The sequence below is a fragment of the Arthrobacter sp. Y3223151 genome (assembly GCF_059091125.1).
On the sequence record NZ_JBNHGI010000007.1, the window covers coordinates 133,445 to 151,475 of the forward strand.

Below are 18,031 nucleotides of genomic sequence, written 5' to 3' on the forward strand. Positions count from 1 at the left end.
GAAACGATTCTGTCACCTTTTTTGGACTGAGTCCAGAAAATTATCTGGACTGAGTCCAATCATGACGACGGCGGCGCCGGCCGTCGGGCTCGCCTCGCCCGGGCACCACGCCGGCTTCCGGGGCCGCCGGCTCACCCCGGCCGGCGCGCTGTCCGCCCGGGCGCCACGCCGGCTGCCGGGGCGCGAACCGCCCAGGAAAGGTGCTGCGGGCAACTAGAATCTCCGCCATGCCCAAGTTGTTCGCCGATACGGCGCCGCTCAAGGAGAGCCCGGATTTCCGTCGGTTGTGGATCGGGACCTCGCTCTCGGCGATCGGTGCGCAACTGACGGCAGTGGCGGTAAGCCTGGAGGTCTACCAGCTCACCGGGTCGACTTTGGCCGTGGGCGGCGTCGGCGTCGTCGGGCTGATCCCGCTGGTGCTGGCCGGCCTCTACGGCGGCTCCGTGGTGGATGCCTACGACCGGCGCAAGGTGGCGCTCTATTCCGGCCTGGTGTTGTGGGCCTGCACCGCCGTGTTTGCGCTGCAGGCGTGGTTCCGGTTGGAACAGGTGTGGCTGCTGTACCTGGTGATCGCGGTGCATTCGGCCGCGGCCGGGCTCAACCAGCCGGCCCGCAGCGCCATCGTGCCGCGGCTGGTCCGGCGCGAGATGCTGCCGGCCGCCAATGCGCTGACCATGATGACGTTCGGGCTGGGCATGACCATTGGTCCGCTGGCGGCCGGGGTGCTGGTGGCAGGGGTGGGCTTCGGCTGGACCTACACCCTCGACGTCCTCACGTTCACGGCGGCCATCTGGGCGGTGGTCAAGCTCCCGCCCATCCCGCCCGAAGGCGAGGTCCGGAAGGCCGGCCTGCGCTCGGTGGCCGAAGGCTTCCGGTTCCTGCGCACCCGTCCCAACATCCGCATGACGTTCCTGGTGGACATGGCCGCGATGGTCCTGGCTCAGCCACGCGCTCTCATGCCCGCCATCGGTGCGGTCATCATCGGCGGCGGCGAGGCGACGGCGGGCATCCTGCTGGCCGCTGTCGCCGCCGGGTCGTTCATCGCCGCGGTGTTGTCGGGGCCGCTGGGAGGGGTCCGCCGGCAGGGGCTGGCGGTGCTGTGGTGCGTGGTGGTATGGGGCATCGCCGTCGCAGGGTTCGGCGCCGTCGTCGTCATGGCCGGGCGGACAAACGCCGCGGCCGCCGGGGACGTGAGCGGATGGCTGGTGCCGGCGGCCCTCTGCCTCGCCGCGGCGGGAGCGGCCGATACGGTCAGCGGCGTCTTCCGCAACACCATCCTGCAGGCGGCGACGCCGGATGCCATGCGCGGCCGGCTGCAGGGCATCTTCATCGTGGTGGTGGCCGGCGGCCCGCGGCTCGGCGATGCCGTCGCAGGCGGCGGCGGTCAATGGCTGGGCGAAGGTTTCGCCGCGCTCGCCGGCGGCGTCGCGTGTGTGTGCGCCGTCGGGCTGCTGCACAGGTTGCAGCCGCGGTTCTCCCGCTACAACGACAGGCACCCCGAGCCCTAGCCGCCAGGCCGTCCCGACCGGGGCTGCGGAACATGGCGCCGGCGTCCGGCGTTGGAATAAGTGACCGGTGGATACACTGAAAGACGGAGCCCTGTGCCTGCATGACACGGGGCCGATGGGCGCGGGAGAGGACTCATAAGCGGTGCACAACCACTTCAATGGACTGAAAACGGCCGGCCTGCTCGGTGGGCTCTTTGCCCTCCTGCTGGCGATCGGCGCGCTGCTGGCCAGCGGGACCGGCAGCGCCAATTGGATTTGGATCATGGCCCTGATCGGCGTGGGCACAACCGCCTACAGCTACTGGAACAGCGACAAGCTCGCGATCCGCAGCATGCAGGCCTACCCCGTGACCGAAGCCGACCAGCCGGGCATGTACCGGATCGTCCGTGAACTGTCCGCGCGGGCGAACCAGCCGATGCCCCGGCTCTACGTGTCCCCGACGATGGCCCCCAACGCCTTTGCCACCGGCCGCAATCCCAAGAACTCGGCCGTCTGCTGCACCGAGGGCATCCTGCGCCTGCTGGATGAGCGCGAACTGCGCGGGGTGCTGGGCCACGAACTGATGCACGTCTACAACCGCGACATCCTGACCTCCTCTGTGGCCGCCGCGGTGGCGGGCGTGATCACGTCGGTCGCGCAGTTCCTGTTGTTCTTCGGCGGCCGCGACCGCAACGCCAACCCGCTTGCGCTGATCGCCATGTCGCTGCTGGCCCCGCTGGCCGCCATGCTGATCCAGATGGCAGTCAGCCGCACCCGCGAGTACGACGCGGACGAGGACGGCGCCGCGCTGACCGACGATCCGCTGGCCCTGGCGTCGGCGCTTCGCAAGCTGCAGTACGGCACGCAGCAGGCGCCGCTGCCGCAGGACCAGAGGCTGGTCAACACGAGTCACCTAATGATTGCCAACCCCTTCAAGGGCGGCGGCGCGAAGAAACTGTTCAGCACCCACCCTCCGATGGACGACCGCGTCGCGCGGCTGGAACGGATGGCCGGACGGCCGCTGGGCTACTGAGGCAGGCATGCGGCTGCTGCTGATCCGGCACGGGCAGACCCACTCCAACGTCCGCGGGCTGCTGGACACCGGTGCCCCCGGGGCCGAGCTGACCGACCTGGGGCATGCACAGGCGCGGGCGCTGCCGCAGGCGCTCGACGGCGAGCCGATCGACGCGCTGCTCGCATCCACCCTGGTGCGCGCCCAGCTCACGGCGTCCCCGCTGGCCGCCGCCCGGAAGCTTGAGACGGATGTGCGCGACGGGCTGCGCGAAATCTCGGCCGGCGAGCTGGAAATGCGCGGCGACCGCGATTCCATCATTGCCTACATGACCACGGTCTTCGCCTGGGCGGCGGGCGACCTGGAGCGCCGGATGCCCGGCGGCCCGGACGGCCACGAAACGTTCGGACGCTTCGACGCCGTGATCGAAGAAGCCCGAACCTCCGGCATCGGCACCCTGGCGGTGGTCAGCCACGGCGCCATGATCCGCAGCTGGGCGGGCGCCCGGGCGTTCAATCTGACGGTCCCGTTCGTGGCCCGGAACCAGTTGAGCAACACCGGGGTGGTAGTGCTCGACGGCGGTCCCGACGGTTGGGAGGCACTCACCTGGATGGGCCAGGCCGTGGGCGGGCCCGAACTGGCCGACCCGCTCACCGACGGCCCGACCGCCAATCCGATCAACCCCGGGAGCGTCCCCTCCGACCCCGGCTCCCGGGACTGACGAGCAAAAGACCGCGCGGACCCGGAGCGGCCGCCGGCCCATGTCACACATCTGCCCGCGGCGGTGTCCTATCTCTGTAACCACACTAGAGAGGGAGTTCGCGGTGAGTGCTAAGCATCGGATTGTCATCATAGGGGCGGGCTACGCCGGAGTCATGGCCGCAAACCGGCTCGCCGGCAGCAAGGAGCTGGCGGGCAGGATCTGCGTGAGCGTCGTCAACCCTTCGGCCGACTTCGTGGAGCGGATACGGCTGCATGAGGTCGCGGCGGGAGGCCGGGAATCGGCCGCTGTTCCGATGGACTCGCTGCTGCACCCGGAGGCCGCCCTGGTGGTCGGTACGGCCTCCCGGATCGATCCCCAATTGCGCACCGTCCACTTCGACGACGGCCGGGCCGCGCTGGACTATGACTTCCTGGTCTATGCTCCCGGCAGCGCCAGCCAACCCGTCCCCTCGGGATCAGTCGGCTTCACGCTGCAGGACGCCTCCTCCGCCGCCCGCCTGCAGCGCGCGTTGCAGCAGTTGGCTCCCGGCGCCGTCGTCAGCGTTATCGGTGGTGGCCTGACCGGCATCGAGGCGGCTGCCGAAATTGCCGGGGCGCTTCCGCGGTTGCAGGTGCGGCTGGTTTCGCGGGGGCGGACAGGTGTGGACCTGTCCGAGCGGGGCCGCCGGGCCTTGCTGGCGCAGCTGGCGGACCTCGGCGTCGAGGTCATGGACGGAACCCGGGTGGACCGGTCGGACGCGCAGCGCATCATCCTGTCGGACGGTACGGCCCTGCGCTCGGACTGCACTGTCTGGGCGGCCGGTTTCAGCGCTTCCGGCCTCGCCGAAGCGAGCGGGCTGGCCACCGATGACCACGGCAGGTTGCTCGTCGACTCAACGCTGGCCTGCCCGGGGTACCCGGAGATCGTAGGCGCCGGAGACGCAGTCCGCGCCCAGGACGCGGTGGCCTCGCACCTGCGGATGGGCTGCGCGGTGGCCATGCCCATGGGAGCCCACGCCGCAGAGAACGTCATCGCCCAGATCCGGCAGCGCCCCCCTCGGGAGTTGTCCGTCGGGTTCGTGGTGCGCTGCGTCAGCCTGGGCCGGCGGTCCGGACTGGTCCAGTCGGTGCATGCGGACGACACGCCGCGCCGGGTCGCCCTGGGCCGCAGGGGAGGCGCCCTGGTCAAGGAACAGGTGTGCCGCCTGACGCTGTCGTGGATTCGGGGCGAGCTCAAGCGCAGCGGTTCGTACAGCTGGCCCCGCGCCCCGCGCACCGCCGCGGCACGGTAACCGCAGCACTCGGAGGGGGTCCGAGGGAGGGAGCCGCGTACTCGGTTTTGCGGGCCTGCTTACCGGCGGGGGCAGGGCAGTTACCCTGCTTCCGGACGGGCAAATACGGGGATGTAGCTGGCCCACTACTCGACTCTTTCGGATCCGCCTGGGTTTCGTTGCCCCCGGTTTAGCCCGCCTGTTAGTGTCGCCGGATCCGCGCCGCGCGGGGTTCAGTTGGGGGAAGAGAGTTCATCATGCGTTTTTCGTCATTGGTGGCCGCGACGGCGTTGGGGCTCGTCGTCGCATTGGCGCCAGCCGGTCCGGCGCTCGCCGGTCCCGCCGAACGGCAGGCCAACTGTACAGCGCTGGGCGGAACGCTCAGCGGCAACGGCAGTAATCAGGTCTGCACGGTGACAACTGTCGTCGTCGGCCCTGATGTTCCGTCAGGCACTCCGACGACCACGTTCAGCCCGGACCGGCCCGTGGGCGATCCTGTCACCGTGGACACGTCGCTTCCATCCCGGCAGCCGGATCCCACGGTGACAACAGAGGAACGCAACGTCGGCGACGCGACTGTCGTGAGGACCGAGCGCGCCGGCACCCCGGTCGTGACCGAGGAAGAGCGCAATGCCGGCGAGGCCGTCAGCGAGGACGTCGTTGTTCCCGGCACGCCGACGTCGACAACCCGGACGGAGCGGGGCACGCCGACGAGCACCGAAACGCCCGCGACCACCAACTGCCGCAGGGTAAACAACGAGCGGGCGGCTAAGCCCGTGGAGAGGTGCGAGCGGGCCGTACTGACCACGACGACGACGCCCACGACGATCGTCACCACGACGACCACCCCGCAGGAACGGGTCACCACGACGACCCAGCCGCGGGAAACGCTGATTACCACGACGACGCCGTTCACCGAGGTCTTCACCAGCACCCAGCAGCGTGAAATGTGCACCACCACGACCTACCAGACGGTGGTCGCCACCGCGACGACGCAGCAGACGGAGCGCACGGCGACGACTACGCAGCCGACGACGCGGACCACCACCACGACGAAGACCACGTTCCGCTTCCAACCCCCCGCCGACGTTCCCATCCCCACCGGCGCGCCGGTGGTGACGCAGTCAACGGCACCGGGGACTCCGGTGGTGACGGAAGCAGTGGTTCCCGGCACGCCGATCGTGACCACCGGAACCCGGCCGGGCGATGAGGAATCGGACACCGAGTGCGCGCCGATCGCCCCCGTGGTGACGGTCACCGAAGGCGAAACGAGGCAGGAGGTCACGACGGCGACCGTGCCCGCCGAGCCGGTTGTCACCGTGACCCGCGAGGACATCGATCCGCTGGTCGTCGAGACCGAGGCTCCGGGGGCGCCGATCGTGACGACCGATGTCCGCAGCACCGGCGAGACCTGCTACAACAACCCCTCCAACGCAGAACAGAGGGGCAACCGCTGCGCGGCCTAGCCCCGAACCGGTTCCACTGACGCTGCCGCCTTCCCTCCGGGAGGGCGGCAGCGTCATGCGGTCATGCTAAAGCCGGAGGCTACTGTAGGCGGCTAGAGTCCGTGCACCAGGAGGTTCCGGTGCGGTTGCACCCAACCCTTGGCCAGTGCTGTGCTCACGTCATATCCATCGGCGATCAGTTTGGCCTTGATTCCGGAGGCTTCGAGTCCAAGTGGGCCCGCATGCTCCAGCCGGCCACACCCGGCGGCGTAGAGACCGGCTGCCGGGTTGTCCACGATCAAGCACATCTCGCGGGGATCAGGGGTGTCCATCAAGGCGGCGTAGAACGCGTAGCCGTCCATCTCCGTCAGGAACCGCACGCTGTCCGGGACCACGTCCAGGTGTTCCAAGCGTTCCGCCGGTATGTCGTCCGCGGTACTGGATGGGGCTGACAGCGCCGACACCCGGGGAGGCTGGTGGCTGGTGCAGCCTGCCAGCACGAGCAGTACCGCGGCTGCAACGCTCAGTTTGGTCAGCGTGCGCATGATCTCCCTGCCTCTGGTGAAACAACGTTTGCCTCACGCTAAGCGGGAAATGATCAGCACAGAAGGAATCGAACGTTGCGAAGCAGTAACTAAACCGTCCTCGACGCGCTCCTGCGGGCTAACGCCTGGTAACCACCTCGGGGAGGCGTTTCGTTCCCGGACTACCGGTAGTTGATGAACCTCTAGTGCCGGTTGGGGGAGTGTTGGTACGCTCCAACTTCCGCATGTTTCCGCACTTGTGGGTGTTGGCGGCTGTTGACCAGAGAGTGCCGTTTGCGGACCTGCTGCGGACTTTTTGCGGACTGCCGTACTCATCTCGTGCAGAATTGCCCCATGCCCGATTCGTTCCTAACCACCTCAGAGCTGGCCGCGAAGCTGGGTTGCTCTCCTGAGTTTGTCCGTGTGCGCCTCAAGTCAGGGGAGTGGCCCCACCATCGACTCGGTTCGAGGACGTACAGATTCAGTCCGGAGGATGTGCAGGCAATACTCGATCTAACCCACTCCGGCCGACAACGGGACAATGGTGACGAACTCGACGCCTTGCAGCGCAGGATCGACTCCTTGAAGTCCATGGGAGCCTCACCGCGTTCCATCAAGAGGGCCGAGAACGAACACTTTAGGATGCTCTTGAAGCTGGCGAAGACGTAGGCCAGGAACAAAGGGAAGGACACTATGCCCGTATTTATGACGCCGGCCGAAGTGGCTGAGCGCCTCGGAGCCATGTTCACCGAGTCATCGGTAAGGCGGATAGCTCGTCAGTACCAGTGCTTCACGCGAGGCCCCAGACGTTTGATGATGTTCACTGCAGAGGACTACGAACAACTCGTTGACGTCATCAAGAACCCACCGAGGCCTCAGCAGGCCCCCGACGCCAAAGACTATGACCCGTTCGCACCAACCCCGCGGATGCCCCAGCTAGGAGGCGATCCCTTTGCCTGAGTGGAACCAGATGCCCCAAAAGCTCGCCTACACCTTCGAGGAAGCCGCCTACCAGTCCGGCTATAGCATCCGCACCCTGAAGCAGCATGTTGCAGATGGCGACCTGCTAGCGCGCTACGCAAACAGCAAAGGAGTAATCCGCCACGAAGACCTAGCCGAATGGTTGGATAACCTGCCCGCGGAGCCGCGCTGATGCCTGAGTGGAAAGACTACGAGCACGCCAACTGCTGCCCGTGCCATACGGCAAGGAAGCTTGCCTACACGCTGGATGAGGCAGCGGCAAAGGTCGGATGCAGCACGTCCCTGCTACGCGGAGAAATAGCACATCACTACCTGGTCGCACGTTACGTCAACACGAAAGTACTGATTACTCACGACGATCTAGTGGACTGGTTGAATAACCTGCCGGCGGAACCCGCTAGCCAGCATTCCCGGATACGGCACTAAGGCCGAATCACAACCAGCGCCGGATGTCAACCCCTAAAATTTGGGATGGACGAAATCTGGCGCATCCCTAAAATAGGGCTTAAACACCTTCTCACAGTTGCAAGGGCGTGCGATCAGAATTTGGACCATCAAGTTGTGGTCGCGAACAATTGCCCTACGTCCGGATTAGCGCGGCGGCTCTGCTCGAAGAAGTTTTTCGGTGCCAACCATAACGAGCTTCGCCACAGACAAGCCCTAACCCTGGTTCAGGATCCGCTAGTTCCCGAAAAGTAAGACGAAAAACCATCAAAGGGCAATCGCTTCTGACTAGGGACGAATTTTGTGGACCCTGAGAGAACAAATCAAACTATCACGCTAGTTGAGTGATCGTATGAAAAAGCTATTTCTCCGCACATGGGTGTTACTCGTGACAATAGCGCTTTGCTCGTTATGCTTGGGAAGTGCCGCACCTGATGTGAATAGAGCTGCATTCGCGGAGCAGTCGAGCGGGCAGGCGTTGGATGTGACATCCTCATTGGCAGCAAAGCCCACGAGTTGTACTAACGCTAATATCAAGTGGAATTGGGCGTACGTAGATTTTGACAGCAGCACATACTATTGCTGGTATCAGGACAACAAAACCAACGTATTTCAAATCAAAGACGCGATAATATACGGGGACGCCACGGGTAGGGGAGCGCTGATAGGATTCAGCTACAAGGGCGTAAGCGAGCGACACACACAATGTTACCCCTATCATGGGCTTAGCAGAGGCAGGTGCATCCAAACGACCCATTTTGTCGTCGAATTGAATCGTGGCCCTATTCATCAGAGACACGATGGTTGGCTACAGGTAGTCATCTATTACAACGGATATGCCGAATGCGGCACTAACAATACCGCATTCAAGCAGTGCAATGGGGCACCAATTGCCGGGCTGAATGGGTCCTGATTAGCGGGGGCCGGCGGCTCAGCTGTTTGGGGATTTGCTGATGCTGAGTCGCCGCCCTCTCACCGTGGTCGAACTCAGAGGCTTTCCACCGCTACGGCAATGCGTTTCAGGTAGCCGATTATCACCAGTAGCAAGCAAGCAAACACCATGGCAAACGGCCCAACAGCCACGCCAGCGTTGGACGTTATCAGCACCGTGAGTGCGAAAAAGATAACCGCCAAGACTGTTCCTAAGGCGGTTTCTCGCGTAGAGGCCGACAAGCGCGCCCTTAGGTTCCATGAGGCAGTGCTGTTTGCTCAAGCACTCGAGCAATCAATCGCTTGGCTTGTGGAGGAGGAAGCGCCCGACATGACGTTCATGCGCTACACGGCGCTTGAAACCCAAGCGGAGGATGCTGGCGAGGGCTTAGTCAACCAGGTCGCGGTGCTGTTACGAAAGCAAGCGGAGTTGGCTGACGTGGTAGCCGAGATGGATTGGGCCCCAGACCACATTAGCTATCTCATGGCGGAGACACTTGCGCCAGTTGCAGCAATCACACGTCGAGCCGTGCATGCCTTCTACAACGGCGAGGCAGGTGCTTTGGTGAGCCACGGGTTCCTAACAGCCGAGGAACGAGCCATTCAAGAGGGCGCTTACGATGCGTATGAGGCATCGTCGGATGATGCGAAGGACGCGGACATTCTCCGCGGCTATTTAAGGCGGGTCAATGGCGTCGATCAAGAAGCGTCCTGACGGGGCTTGGCGGCCCGCTACCGAGACGCCGCCGGCAAGGAGCACGCCCGGCACTTCGCACGGAAGATCGACGCTCAGAAGTGGATCGATGAAGTTACCGCTTCTGTCGTGACGGGAACATATGTCGATCCCAAGGCAGGCAAGATCACGTTCAGCCAGTGGTTCGATGAATGGTCCGCCCGGCAAGTATGGGCAACCGGAACCATGCTCGCTGCCCGCCAGGCTGCGGCCTCAGTGACGTTCGGTGATCTCCCTATCAAGGTCATAAAGCCGTCTCATGTGCAGACCTGGATTAAGTCAATGACTAAGCCGGGGGAGTCGCGCAAATCGGGCTTGGCAGCAACGACGATCAAGAGCAGATATAACTACGTGCATATGGCGTTCCCGGCCGCTGCGGCTGAGCCGATTATTGCGTCTGATCCCAGCAGGGGACTACAGCTTCCGCGTATGAGGAAGCCCGAAGCTGCAATGACAATTCCGCTGCCACAAGACGTTGCTGTTGCGTTGGAGGCCGCCCAGGACTGGTTCCGCCCGTTCATCGGCGTTTGCGCGTTCGCTGGGTTGCGGCTGGGAGAGGCGGCAGGCCTACGCCTGGGAGACGTGGATTTCTGCGTCGGACAATTACCGTCCGGCGGCAGGTTCAGGGTGCGAATCGGAAGACTACTGAGGTCGTAGCACCCAAGCACGGGTCCGAAAGAGTCGTATTTGTGCCTGCGGCGCTGACGGAGATGATTGCACGTCATGTCCAAGACATAGGCGTTCGAGGCGAGGAGCAGTGGTTGTTCACGTCGGGTGGCTCGCTGCTGAATCGGGGAATGGCTGGGCATCACTGGCGCCAGGTGCGAATAGCGGCAGGGCTGGAGGAGTACACCTTGCACGATCTGAGGCACTTCTACGCCAGCGCCCTGATCGCCGATGGCTGCGACGTCGTGACTGTCCAGAAGGCCCTCGGCCACTCCTCAGCAACGATCACGCTTGGGGTCTATTCCCATCTATGGCCGACTGCTGAAGACAAGACGAGGACCGCAGCCGCGGGACTCATGGCTGCGGTCCTCGGTGATCCTGCGGACTCTCTGCGGACTAACGCCTAGTAACTACTGTCTGACTAGGCATTATGTTCTCAGCTACCGGTAGTTGATGAACTGCAGGTCGACGTCCAAATCGGAGCCCTTGAGCAGCGATATGACTTCCTGCAGGTCGTCCCGGGACTTGGAGGTGACGCGCAGTTCGTCGCCCTGGATCTGGGCCTTCACACCCTTGGGGCCCTCGTCCCGGATCATTTTCGAGATCTTCTTGGCCTGGTCCTGGGCGATGCCCTCCTTGACGCCGGCCTCGATCCGGTACTCCTTGCCGGAAGCGAACGGCTCGCCGGCGTCCAGCGACTTCAACGAAATGCCGCGCTTGACGAGTTTCGACTGGAGCACGTCCAGAACGGCCTTGACCCGTTCCTCGGAGTTGGCCTTCATCAGGATTTTTTCGCCGCTGAAGTCAACTTCGGCGCCGACCCCCTTGAAGTCATAGCGCTGCGCGATTTCCTTCTGCGCCTGGTTCAACGCGTTGGCGACTTCCTGCTTGTCCACCTTGCTGACGATGTCGAACGAAGAATCGCTGGCCATGGTTCCTCCTGGGTCGGGGCGTATGTGTCTTGGCACCAGCCTACTGAATCGCACCCGGACACGCGGCGTTCCCAGCTGGGACGCAGGTTCCGTCCACCGTTCCTTCATCCGGACCCGCGAGAATCACAAGGCCGTATGAACCACCGAATTTGCAGGAGAAGCACGCATGAAAGCACGCCCGCGGTACATCGTCACGTCGATAAGGGTTGCCGCGGGGTCGATCCTGACCGTGACGACCGTCGCCACCGTGGTCGTGATGGGCTCTGCGCCCGCCTTGGCGGGCACTGCCTCCCTCGCATCCGTCCAGGCACCCGCCGCGGCGGTTGGCGCTGCCTCTTTGATCCGGCGGGACACCCACGAGCTGGAGCGTGGACTGGACGCCACGGCAGGAACCCTGCTCGGCGGTGCCGCCGGCGACCGTGACGGCGGCGCCGCCGGCGCCGCGGAAGCCGTGTCCGGCAACGAGCCCGCGGGCCGGTTGGACGGCATCCGCCGCGAGATGGATCAGGCGGTGCGGATGCAGCTGGTCACCGCGGAGCAGGCAGAGCGGTTCGTCGGGCAGATGGAGGAGCGGATTTCCCGGGGTTTATAAGCCCCGCGGAGCCCGATTCGATTCTTGGACCGATCTTTGTGTAAAGTTGTCTTGCTTCCTCACGGGGAAGCGGTCTTCTTCTGAAGAAGGCGTTCGGCAGATTACCCGAGCGGCCAAAGGGGGCTGACTGTAAATCAGCTGGCATTGCCTACGGGGGTTCGAATCCCTCATCTGCCACCGAACGGGAAACCCCGTCTGACCACGTGAATGACTGGTCGGACGGGGTTTTTCCATACCTGCCGGCCATGCCGGCCGCCGCTGGTGCACTGCCCGGCCCAGGTTCTGGGGCCGGCGTCGATAGACTTGACCGCGGATGTGACCGGCGGCGACCAGCTGCCACGACGAGGAGTTCTCTTTGCGACAATTCACCGCCCGCTTCGCCACGCCGGAGGAAATCGAGGCATGGGACAGCCATGTCACGGCCAATCCCAACGGCGGCAACATGCTCCAGGCCAAGGCCTACGCCCAGGTCAAGGCAGACCACGGGTGGAAGCCGCTGTACCTGGCGTATGAGACCGAGGACTACACCAGCTACAACCTGGTGCTCGAAAAGCATGTTCCGCTGCTGGGCAATTACTGGTACATGATCAAGGGCCCCGACGTCGCGTCGCCCGAGGACCTGCCGGGCATCTTCGAGGCCAACCGCAACTTCTGCCGGGAGCAGGCGCGCGGCGTCTTCGCGATCCGGATCGAGCCGGATGTCGAGGCCACGGACGGCACCCGCGCGCTGCTGGCGCGCGAAGGCCTGGTCAAGATGCCCGACCTGCAGCCGAACGACCACACCGCAATCGTCGACATCTCCCCGGAGCCGGACGTCGTCCTCAAGAGCTTCTCGTCCCGCGGGCGCAACGCCGTGCGCCGCGCCATCCGCGAGGGTGCCGAAGTGGTGACGGCCGAACCGACGGAAGAGAACTTCCGGGCGATGTTCAACCTGATGGGACAGGTGCAGCAGGGCCAGAAGAACGTTCAGGTCCGCTCCTTCGAGTACTTCAAGGCGTTCTGGGGCAACTTCATTGCCGCCGGGCAGGGCCGGCTGCTGTTCACGTACGAAGACGGCAAGCCGTCGGTGGGCGCGTTCGTGGTCAACTACGGACGCAAGGGCACCTACAAAGACGGCGGATCGCTGCCGCGCCGCAAGCAGTACGGCGACTCCCACTTGATCCAGTGGACGGCCATGAACCAGCTCAAGGAGCTGGGCATCACCAGTTACGACCTGTGCGGAACTCCGCCGTCGTCGGAACTGAAGAACCCCGAACATGAGTACTACGGGCTGGGCCTGTTCAAGACCAGCTTCACCAAGACCATCACCGACTTCGTCGGCTGCTATGACCAGGTGATCTCCCCGTTGAAGTACAAGCTGTGGTCCGCGGCCGGGGAGAAGATTGCCCGCGGGCTCTACGTGCGCCGCCGAAACCAGCCCTTCTACTGAGCGGCGCCGCCGGCCCAGCGCCGGCCCCGGCCGTCGGCCCCGGCCGCGGGCCCCAGCAGCCGGCACCTCGCAACAGCCTGGCCAGCCCTCTCGCGCCCGGACAGCCCGTGCTCAGGCCGCTTCGGCCAGCGGCAGCGGGTGGATGTCCCAGAGGAAGCAGTACGTTTTCGGCCCGGAATTGTGCATGACGTTGTAGTACAGCCACTGCCAGGCAGTTGCGCCGTTATGGTCTGCCGGGGCAGGCGGACAGTCGGCCGGCGTGTACCACCGCCCTGCGCTCCAGATGCAGTGCAGGTCGCCCACATAGGTGGCCGCCGGGCCGGCGCCGGGCCTGCCGTGCGGCAGCCCGATCCTGCCCTTCAGCGCGGCGCCCTCGCCCACGGCGTACAGCTCGTTCCGTGACGGGTCGTGGGCAAACGGCAGGTGCTCCTCCAATTCGTCCATCACGGCGAGGCTCTTGGAAATGGCGGCGTCGAGTTCCAGTCCGTCGGTGACAATCAGGACGGTGAAGCGGTTCATGTCGAATCCTCCGGTCGCGGTTTCTGGTGGAATCGACCTTAGGGATCCGGCCACGGCGGCCGGTAGCCCCGGCGGGGGATTGTGGATAACGGCCGGGGGGCCGGCTCATGCGCTGAGCGAACAGGGGGCGACAGGCCGCAACCCGGCGCGTTAGCGTGGAGGCATGGCAACCATCGATATCACCGAGGCCCAGTTCCCGCAGACCATCGAAGAGAACGACATTGTGTTCGTTGACTTCTGGGCCGACTGGTGCGGCCCGTGCAAGCAGTTTGCCCCCGTCTACGATGCCGCGTCCGAGGAACACGGCGACATCGTCTTCGCCAAGGTGGACACCGAAGCCGAGCAGGGCCTGGCCGCCGCGGCCGGCATCACCTCGATTCCGACCCTCATGGCCTTCCGCGAAAAGGTGCTGGTGTTCTCCCAGCCCGGCGCCCTGAACTCCAGCCAGTTCGGGCAGTTGGTGGACGCGGTCAAGGGACTGGACATGCAGGAAGTCCACGCCCAGGTGGCCGCCCAGCAGCAGGCGGCGCAGGACGGCCAGGCCTCCGAATAGCTACAACGGTCAGGACTCCAGAGGGGGCGGGGCGCATGCCCTGCTCCCTCGGGCTTTAAGGCGAGCGGTGTTTCCGGCGTGAGTGCCGCGTTAGTGCCGGCGGTGGTCCTGCGGCGCCAGCCGCGGCCCGAAGGCGGGCTTGCGGAAACCGCTCAGCACCAGCATCCGCACCACCCGCTGGCGGTGGCCCCGCCACGGTTCCAGGAGTTCGAGCATGCCGGCGTCGTCCGTCTTGCGCCCGGTGAGGGCGTAGCCGACGAACGCCGCCAGATGGAAGTCGCCCACCGACACCGAATCCGGATCCCCGTGCGTGCGCTGCGCGGTCTCGGCCGCGGTCCACGGCCCGACCCCCGGGACGGTGCACAGCTTGCGGGCCAGTTCTTCGCCGGCAGGCAGCGACGCCAGCCGTTCCAGGGCGCCGGCCGAGGAACAGACCCGCATGATGGTGCCCGAGCGCTTCGAGTCGACCCCGGCCCGGTGCCAGTCCCAGGACGGGATGCGCCGCCACCCCTGCGCCGTCGGCGGGACCATGAGCCCGCTCGGTGCGGGCCCCGGCGCCGGAGACCCGTGCCGGCGGACCAGGTATTTGTAGGAGTAGCGCGCCTCGATGGTCGTGATCTTCTGCTCCAGGATCACCGGCACGAGCGCATCGATCATCCGCCCGGTCGCGGGCAGCCGCAGCCCCGGATGCCGCCGCCGCGGTTCACGCACCAGCCGCGGCAGGCCGGTATGGAAATCCGGGGTGTCGAACCCCGACCAGTCATCGCCGGCGCCCAGCAGTGCCGGGAGCCCGGCCAGCGCTTCCTCGGCACCGGGCCCCCACGCCTGTCCCATCACGACGGCGGTGCCCCGGCTTCCGTCGTGCCCGTCCGGCCCGCGGGTGAGGCGCAGGGTCGCCGCGCCGGAGGAGGTGTTCAGCGTCAGCCAAGCACCGGCGTCGTCAATCCGGGCGGTGGGATCCTGCGTGCCGCGGGACAGGACGGACAGCGTTCCGCGCAGGTCATACGGCTCCGGAAACTCCACCCGTGCGGTGAGCCCGGTGCCGGGCGCGGCGGCGGTGGACAGCATGGATTAATCGTCCCACGCGCTCCCGACACTTCCTGCACCCGGGCCCGTTCCAGCCCGGCCCGTCCGGGCAACGCCCGCCCGCGCGGGAGCGGCACCCGGCCGCCGCCCGGGGGTCCGGCATGAAGCCGTCTTACGCACGATGTGCCCCCGGATACGCTGGCGGGTAGATTTGGGCCCATGAAATATGCCAATTCCGTTCTGGACCTGATCGGCAACACCCCGCTGGTCAAGCTGAACAAAGTGACCGAAGGTCTTGCCGCCACCGTCCTGGCGAAGGTGGAGTATTTCAACCCGGGCGGTTCGATCAAGGACCGCATCGCGGTGAAGATGATCGAAGAAGCCGAAAAGGACGGGCGGCTGAAGCCCGGCGGCACGGTCATCGAACCCACCAGCGGCAACACCGGGGTGGGCCTGGCCCTGGTGGCGCAGCAGAAGGGCTACAAGTCCATCTTCGTGACCCCGGACAAGGTCGGCCTGGAAAAGCGCGACGTGCTCAAGGCCTACGGCGCCGACGTTGTCGTCACCCCGACCTCCGTGGCGCCGGACAGCCCGGAGTCCTACTACGGCGTCTCCGACCGGCTGGTGACCGAGGTCGACGGCGGCTACAAGCCGGACCAGTTCAACAACCCGGCCGCGCCGGCCAGCCATTACGAGTCCACCGGCCCGGAGATCTGGCGCGATACGGACGGCCGGGTCACCCACGTGGTGATCGGCGCCGGCACCGGCGGAACCATCACGGGAACCGGCCGCTACCTGAAGGAAATTTCCGCCGACCGCCCCGGCGGTCCCGTGAAGATCGTCGGCGCGGACCCCGAGGGCTCGGTCTACTCCGGTGGCAGCGGACGGCCGTACTTCGTCGAGGGCGTGGGCGAGGACATGTGGCCGGACAACTACGACAAGTCCGTCCCGGACGAGGTGCTGGCCGTCAACGACGCCGAGGCCTTCGCGATGACCCGGCGGCTGGCCCAGGAAGAGGGGCTGCTGGTCGGCGGTTCCTCCGGCATGGCCGTGGTGGCCGCGCTCAAGGTGGCCGAGGGGCTGGGGCCTGACGACATCGTGGTCGTGATCCTGCCGGACTCCGGACGCGGCTACCTGGGCAAGATCTTCAACGACGACTGGATGAAGTCCTACGGCTTTATCGCCGACGGGGACGAAGCGACGGTGGGCGAGGTGCTGCGGGGCAAGAGCGGCACGCTGCCGGACCTGGTCCACACCCATCCCTACGAGACGGTGCGCGACGTCATCGAGATCATGAACGAGTTCGGCGTCTCGACCCTCCCGGTGCTCTCGCAGGAGCCGCCGGTGGTCATGGGCGAGGTGGTCGGCGCCGTGAACGAACGCGAGCTGACGGCCAAGCTGTTCAAGAACGAAGCGAAGCTGACAGACAAGGTCGGCGACCATCTGAGCGCGGCGATGCCGCTGGTCGGGGCGCTGGAACCGGTCTCGGCCGCCCGCGAGAAGCTGCAGGCGGTCGACGGCGTGCTGGTGACGTTGGCCGGCGCCCCGGTGGGCGTGCTGACCCGCCACGACCTGCTGTCCTACCTGACGAGCTGAAGGAGAGAAGAATGAGCGCAGAGAACACCCAGGGCTTCAACACCCGCGCCGTGCATGCCGGCCAGGTGCCGGACGAGGCCACCGGCGCGGTGGTGCCGGCGATCTACCAGTCTTCGACCTACGCCCAGGACGGCATCGGCGGGCTGCGCAACGGCTACGAATACGGCCGCGGCACCAACCCGACCCGCGATTCCCTGCAGGTGCAGCTGGCGGCGGTGGAGGGCGGCAAGCACGCCTTCTCCTTCGCCTCCGGGCTGGCAGCCGAAGATGCGCTGATCCGGGCCCTGCTGTCCCCGGGCGACCACATCGTGCTGGGCAACGACGCGTACGGCGGCACCTACCGGCTGATCAGCCGCGTGCTCGGTGCCTGGGGGATCGGCCACACCGTGGTCGACATGTCCGACGAGTCGGCCGTGGCCGCAGCGGTCAACGAGCACAAGGCCCGGTTCCTCTGGGTCGAGACCCCGTCCAACCCGATGATGAAGGTCACCGACATCGCCGCCCTCGCCGAGCTGGCCCACGCCGCCGGCGCGCTGCTGGTCGTGGACAATACCTTCGCCTCGCCGTACCTGCAGAACCCGCTGGCCTTCGGCGCCGACGTCGTGGTGCATTCGACCACCAAGTACATCGGCGGACATTCGGACGTGATCGGCGGCGCCGTGGTGCTCAACGACGACGCGCTCGCCGAGAAGGTCGGTTTCGTGCAGTTCGCGGTGGGGGCCGTCTCCGCGCCGCTGGACGCTTTCCTGACCACCCGCGGGCTGAAGACGCTGGGCGTGCGGATGGACCGGCACTCGGCGAACGCCCAGGCCGTGGCCGAATGGCTGCAGGGCCGGGCCGAAGTCGAGGCCGTCTACTATCCGGGCCTGCCCGAGCACCCCGGCCACGAACTGGCCAAGAAACAGATGCGCGGCTTCGGCGGCATGGTCTCGGTCTCCTTCACGGGCGGCGAAGCGGCGGCCCGCAAGGTGGCCGAGTCCACCGAGGTGTTCACCCTGGCGGAATCGCTGGGCGGCATCGAGTCGCTGGTCAACTACCCGTCGGAGATGACCCACGCCTCGGTGAAAGGCACCGAACTGGCGGTGCCGGAGAACCTGATCCGGCTGTCGGTCGGCATCGAGGACATCGATGACCTGATCGCGGACTTGGAAAAGGCCTTCGGCCAGCTCTAGGCACCCATAGAGGCGGC

General features: G+C 65.8%; 19 protein-coding genes and 1 tRNA gene. 16 read left to right on the forward strand and 4 right to left on the reverse strand.

Annotation, left to right across the window (positions count from 1 at the left end; translation table 11 throughout):
- The first annotated feature begins 227 nt into the window (after window positions 1-227).
- The 5 genes from AC5RUP_RS11610 to AC5RUP_RS11630 all read left to right on the forward strand — a co-directional run bounded on the left by AC5RUP_RS11610 (window position 228) and on the right by AC5RUP_RS11630 (window position 5,938).
- Window positions 228-1,508 (forward strand): MFS transporter, encoded by a 1,281-nt coding sequence (locus AC5RUP_RS11610; protein WP_494158566.1) that lies wholly within the window; start codon window positions 228-230, stop codon window positions 1,506-1,508.
- Window positions 1,509-1,650: 142 nt separating this feature from the next.
- The gene (gene htpX / locus AC5RUP_RS11615) at window positions 1,651-2,520 is read left to right on the forward strand and encodes a zinc metalloprotease HtpX (RefSeq protein ID WP_494155211.1); all 870 of its coding nucleotides are present in this window, start codon (window positions 1,651-1,653) and stop codon (window positions 2,518-2,520) included.
- 7 nt (window positions 2,521-2,527) lie between these two features.
- Entirely contained in the window at window positions 2,528-3,220 is a 693-nt protein-coding gene (locus AC5RUP_RS11620; protein ID WP_494158567.1) for a histidine phosphatase family protein, read from the forward strand.
- 103 nt (window positions 3,221-3,323) lie between these two features.
- On the forward strand, window positions 3,324-4,493 hold the full coding sequence (locus AC5RUP_RS11625) for an NAD(P)/FAD-dependent oxidoreductase (protein WP_494154161.1): 1,170 nt from the start codon (window positions 3,324-3,326) through the stop codon (window positions 4,491-4,493).
- A 236-nt stretch (window positions 4,494-4,729) separates the two neighbouring features.
- A complete protein-coding gene (locus AC5RUP_RS11630; RefSeq protein WP_494154160.1) occupies window positions 4,730-5,938 on the forward strand; it encodes a hypothetical protein in 1,209 nt (402 codons plus the stop codon).
- A 92-nt stretch (window positions 5,939-6,030) separates the two neighbouring features.
- Here AC5RUP_RS11630 and AC5RUP_RS11635 read toward each other — a convergent pair whose 3' ends face one another.
- Window positions 6,031-6,462 (reverse strand): hypothetical protein, encoded by a 432-nt coding sequence (locus tag AC5RUP_RS11635; RefSeq protein WP_494154159.1) that lies wholly within the window; start codon window positions 6,460-6,462, stop codon window positions 6,031-6,033.
- Between the two features lie 333 nt (window positions 6,463-6,795).
- Between AC5RUP_RS11635 and AC5RUP_RS11640 the strand changes: the two genes are divergently transcribed.
- From AC5RUP_RS11640 to AC5RUP_RS11660, 5 genes are all read left to right on the forward strand, one after another.
- Window positions 6,796-7,110 (forward strand): helix-turn-helix transcriptional regulator, encoded by a 315-nt coding sequence (locus AC5RUP_RS11640; protein ID WP_494154158.1) that lies wholly within the window; start codon window positions 6,796-6,798, stop codon window positions 7,108-7,110.
- Window positions 7,111-7,411: 301 nt separating this feature from the next.
- Window positions 7,412-7,594 (forward strand): hypothetical protein, encoded by a 183-nt coding sequence (locus AC5RUP_RS11645; RefSeq protein WP_494158568.1) that lies wholly within the window; start codon window positions 7,412-7,414, stop codon window positions 7,592-7,594.
- 1,332 nt (window positions 7,595-8,926) lie between these two features.
- A complete protein-coding gene (locus AC5RUP_RS11650) occupies window positions 8,927-9,511 on the forward strand; it encodes a hypothetical protein (protein ID WP_494154156.1) in 585 nt (194 codons plus the stop codon).
- 6 nt (window positions 9,512-9,517) lie between these two features.
- The gene (locus tag AC5RUP_RS11655; protein WP_494154155.1) at window positions 9,518-10,186 is read left to right on the forward strand and encodes a site-specific integrase; all 669 of its coding nucleotides are present in this window, start codon (window positions 9,518-9,520) and stop codon (window positions 10,184-10,186) included.
- 32 nt (window positions 10,187-10,218) lie between these two features.
- Window positions 10,219-10,602 (forward strand): tyrosine-type recombinase/integrase, encoded by a 384-nt coding sequence (locus AC5RUP_RS11660; RefSeq protein ID WP_494154154.1) that lies wholly within the window; start codon window positions 10,219-10,221, stop codon window positions 10,600-10,602.
- A 33-nt stretch (window positions 10,603-10,635) separates the two neighbouring features.
- Here AC5RUP_RS11660 and AC5RUP_RS11665 read toward each other — a convergent pair whose 3' ends face one another.
- Entirely contained in the window at window positions 10,636-11,127 is a 492-nt protein-coding gene (locus tag AC5RUP_RS11665; RefSeq protein ID WP_493979855.1) for a YajQ family cyclic di-GMP-binding protein, read from the reverse strand.
- Window positions 11,128-11,293: 166 nt separating this feature from the next.
- On the opposite strand from AC5RUP_RS11665, the gene AC5RUP_RS11670 reads away from it, so the two are divergent.
- The 3 genes from AC5RUP_RS11670 (at window position 11,294) to AC5RUP_RS11680 (ending at window position 13,148) form a co-directional block, all read left to right on the forward strand.
- Window positions 11,294-11,719 carry a hypothetical protein gene (locus AC5RUP_RS11670; RefSeq protein ID WP_494158569.1) on the forward strand — a complete coding sequence of 142 codons (426 nt, stop codon included), beginning with the start codon at window positions 11,294-11,296 and terminating at the stop codon, window positions 11,717-11,719.
- A 95-nt stretch (window positions 11,720-11,814) separates the two neighbouring features.
- Window positions 11,815-11,896, forward strand: a tRNA-Tyr gene (locus AC5RUP_RS11675).
- A 178-nt stretch (window positions 11,897-12,074) separates the two neighbouring features.
- The gene (locus AC5RUP_RS11680) at window positions 12,075-13,148 is read left to right on the forward strand and encodes a lipid II:glycine glycyltransferase FemX (protein ID WP_494025401.1); all 1,074 of its coding nucleotides are present in this window, start codon (window positions 12,075-12,077) and stop codon (window positions 13,146-13,148) included.
- Between the two features lie 111 nt (window positions 13,149-13,259).
- Here AC5RUP_RS11680 and AC5RUP_RS11685 read toward each other — a convergent pair whose 3' ends face one another.
- Window positions 13,260-13,667 (reverse strand): hypothetical protein, encoded by a 408-nt coding sequence (locus AC5RUP_RS11685; protein WP_494150944.1) that lies wholly within the window; start codon window positions 13,665-13,667, stop codon window positions 13,260-13,262.
- A gap of 163 nt (window positions 13,668-13,830) precedes the next feature.
- Here AC5RUP_RS11685 and AC5RUP_RS11690 point away from each other — a divergent pair, with 163 nt between their 5' ends.
- The gene (locus AC5RUP_RS11690; protein ID WP_494064786.1) at window positions 13,831-14,220 is read left to right on the forward strand and encodes a thioredoxin family protein; all 390 of its coding nucleotides are present in this window, start codon (window positions 13,831-13,833) and stop codon (window positions 14,218-14,220) included.
- A gap of 90 nt (window positions 14,221-14,310) precedes the next feature.
- Here the strand turns inward: AC5RUP_RS11690 and AC5RUP_RS11695 are convergent, their stop codons facing one another.
- Complete coding sequence (locus AC5RUP_RS11695; protein ID WP_494154490.1) at window positions 14,311-15,288, reverse strand: DNA-3-methyladenine glycosylase family protein; 978 nt, start codon at window positions 15,286-15,288, stop codon at window positions 14,311-14,313.
- Window positions 15,289-15,465: 177 nt separating this feature from the next.
- Between AC5RUP_RS11695 and AC5RUP_RS11700 the strand changes: the two genes are divergently transcribed.
- Together AC5RUP_RS11700 and AC5RUP_RS11705 are read left to right on the forward strand one after the other, a co-directional pair.
- A complete protein-coding gene (locus AC5RUP_RS11700) occupies window positions 15,466-16,842 on the forward strand; it encodes a cystathionine beta-synthase (protein ID WP_494154491.1) in 1,377 nt (458 codons plus the stop codon).
- 11 nt (window positions 16,843-16,853) lie between these two features.
- Window positions 16,854-18,014, forward strand: coding sequence for a cystathionine gamma-synthase (locus AC5RUP_RS11705; protein ID WP_494092783.1), 1,161 nt, complete (start codon window positions 16,854-16,856; stop codon window positions 18,012-18,014).
- Window positions 18,015-18,031 lie beyond the last annotated feature (17 nt).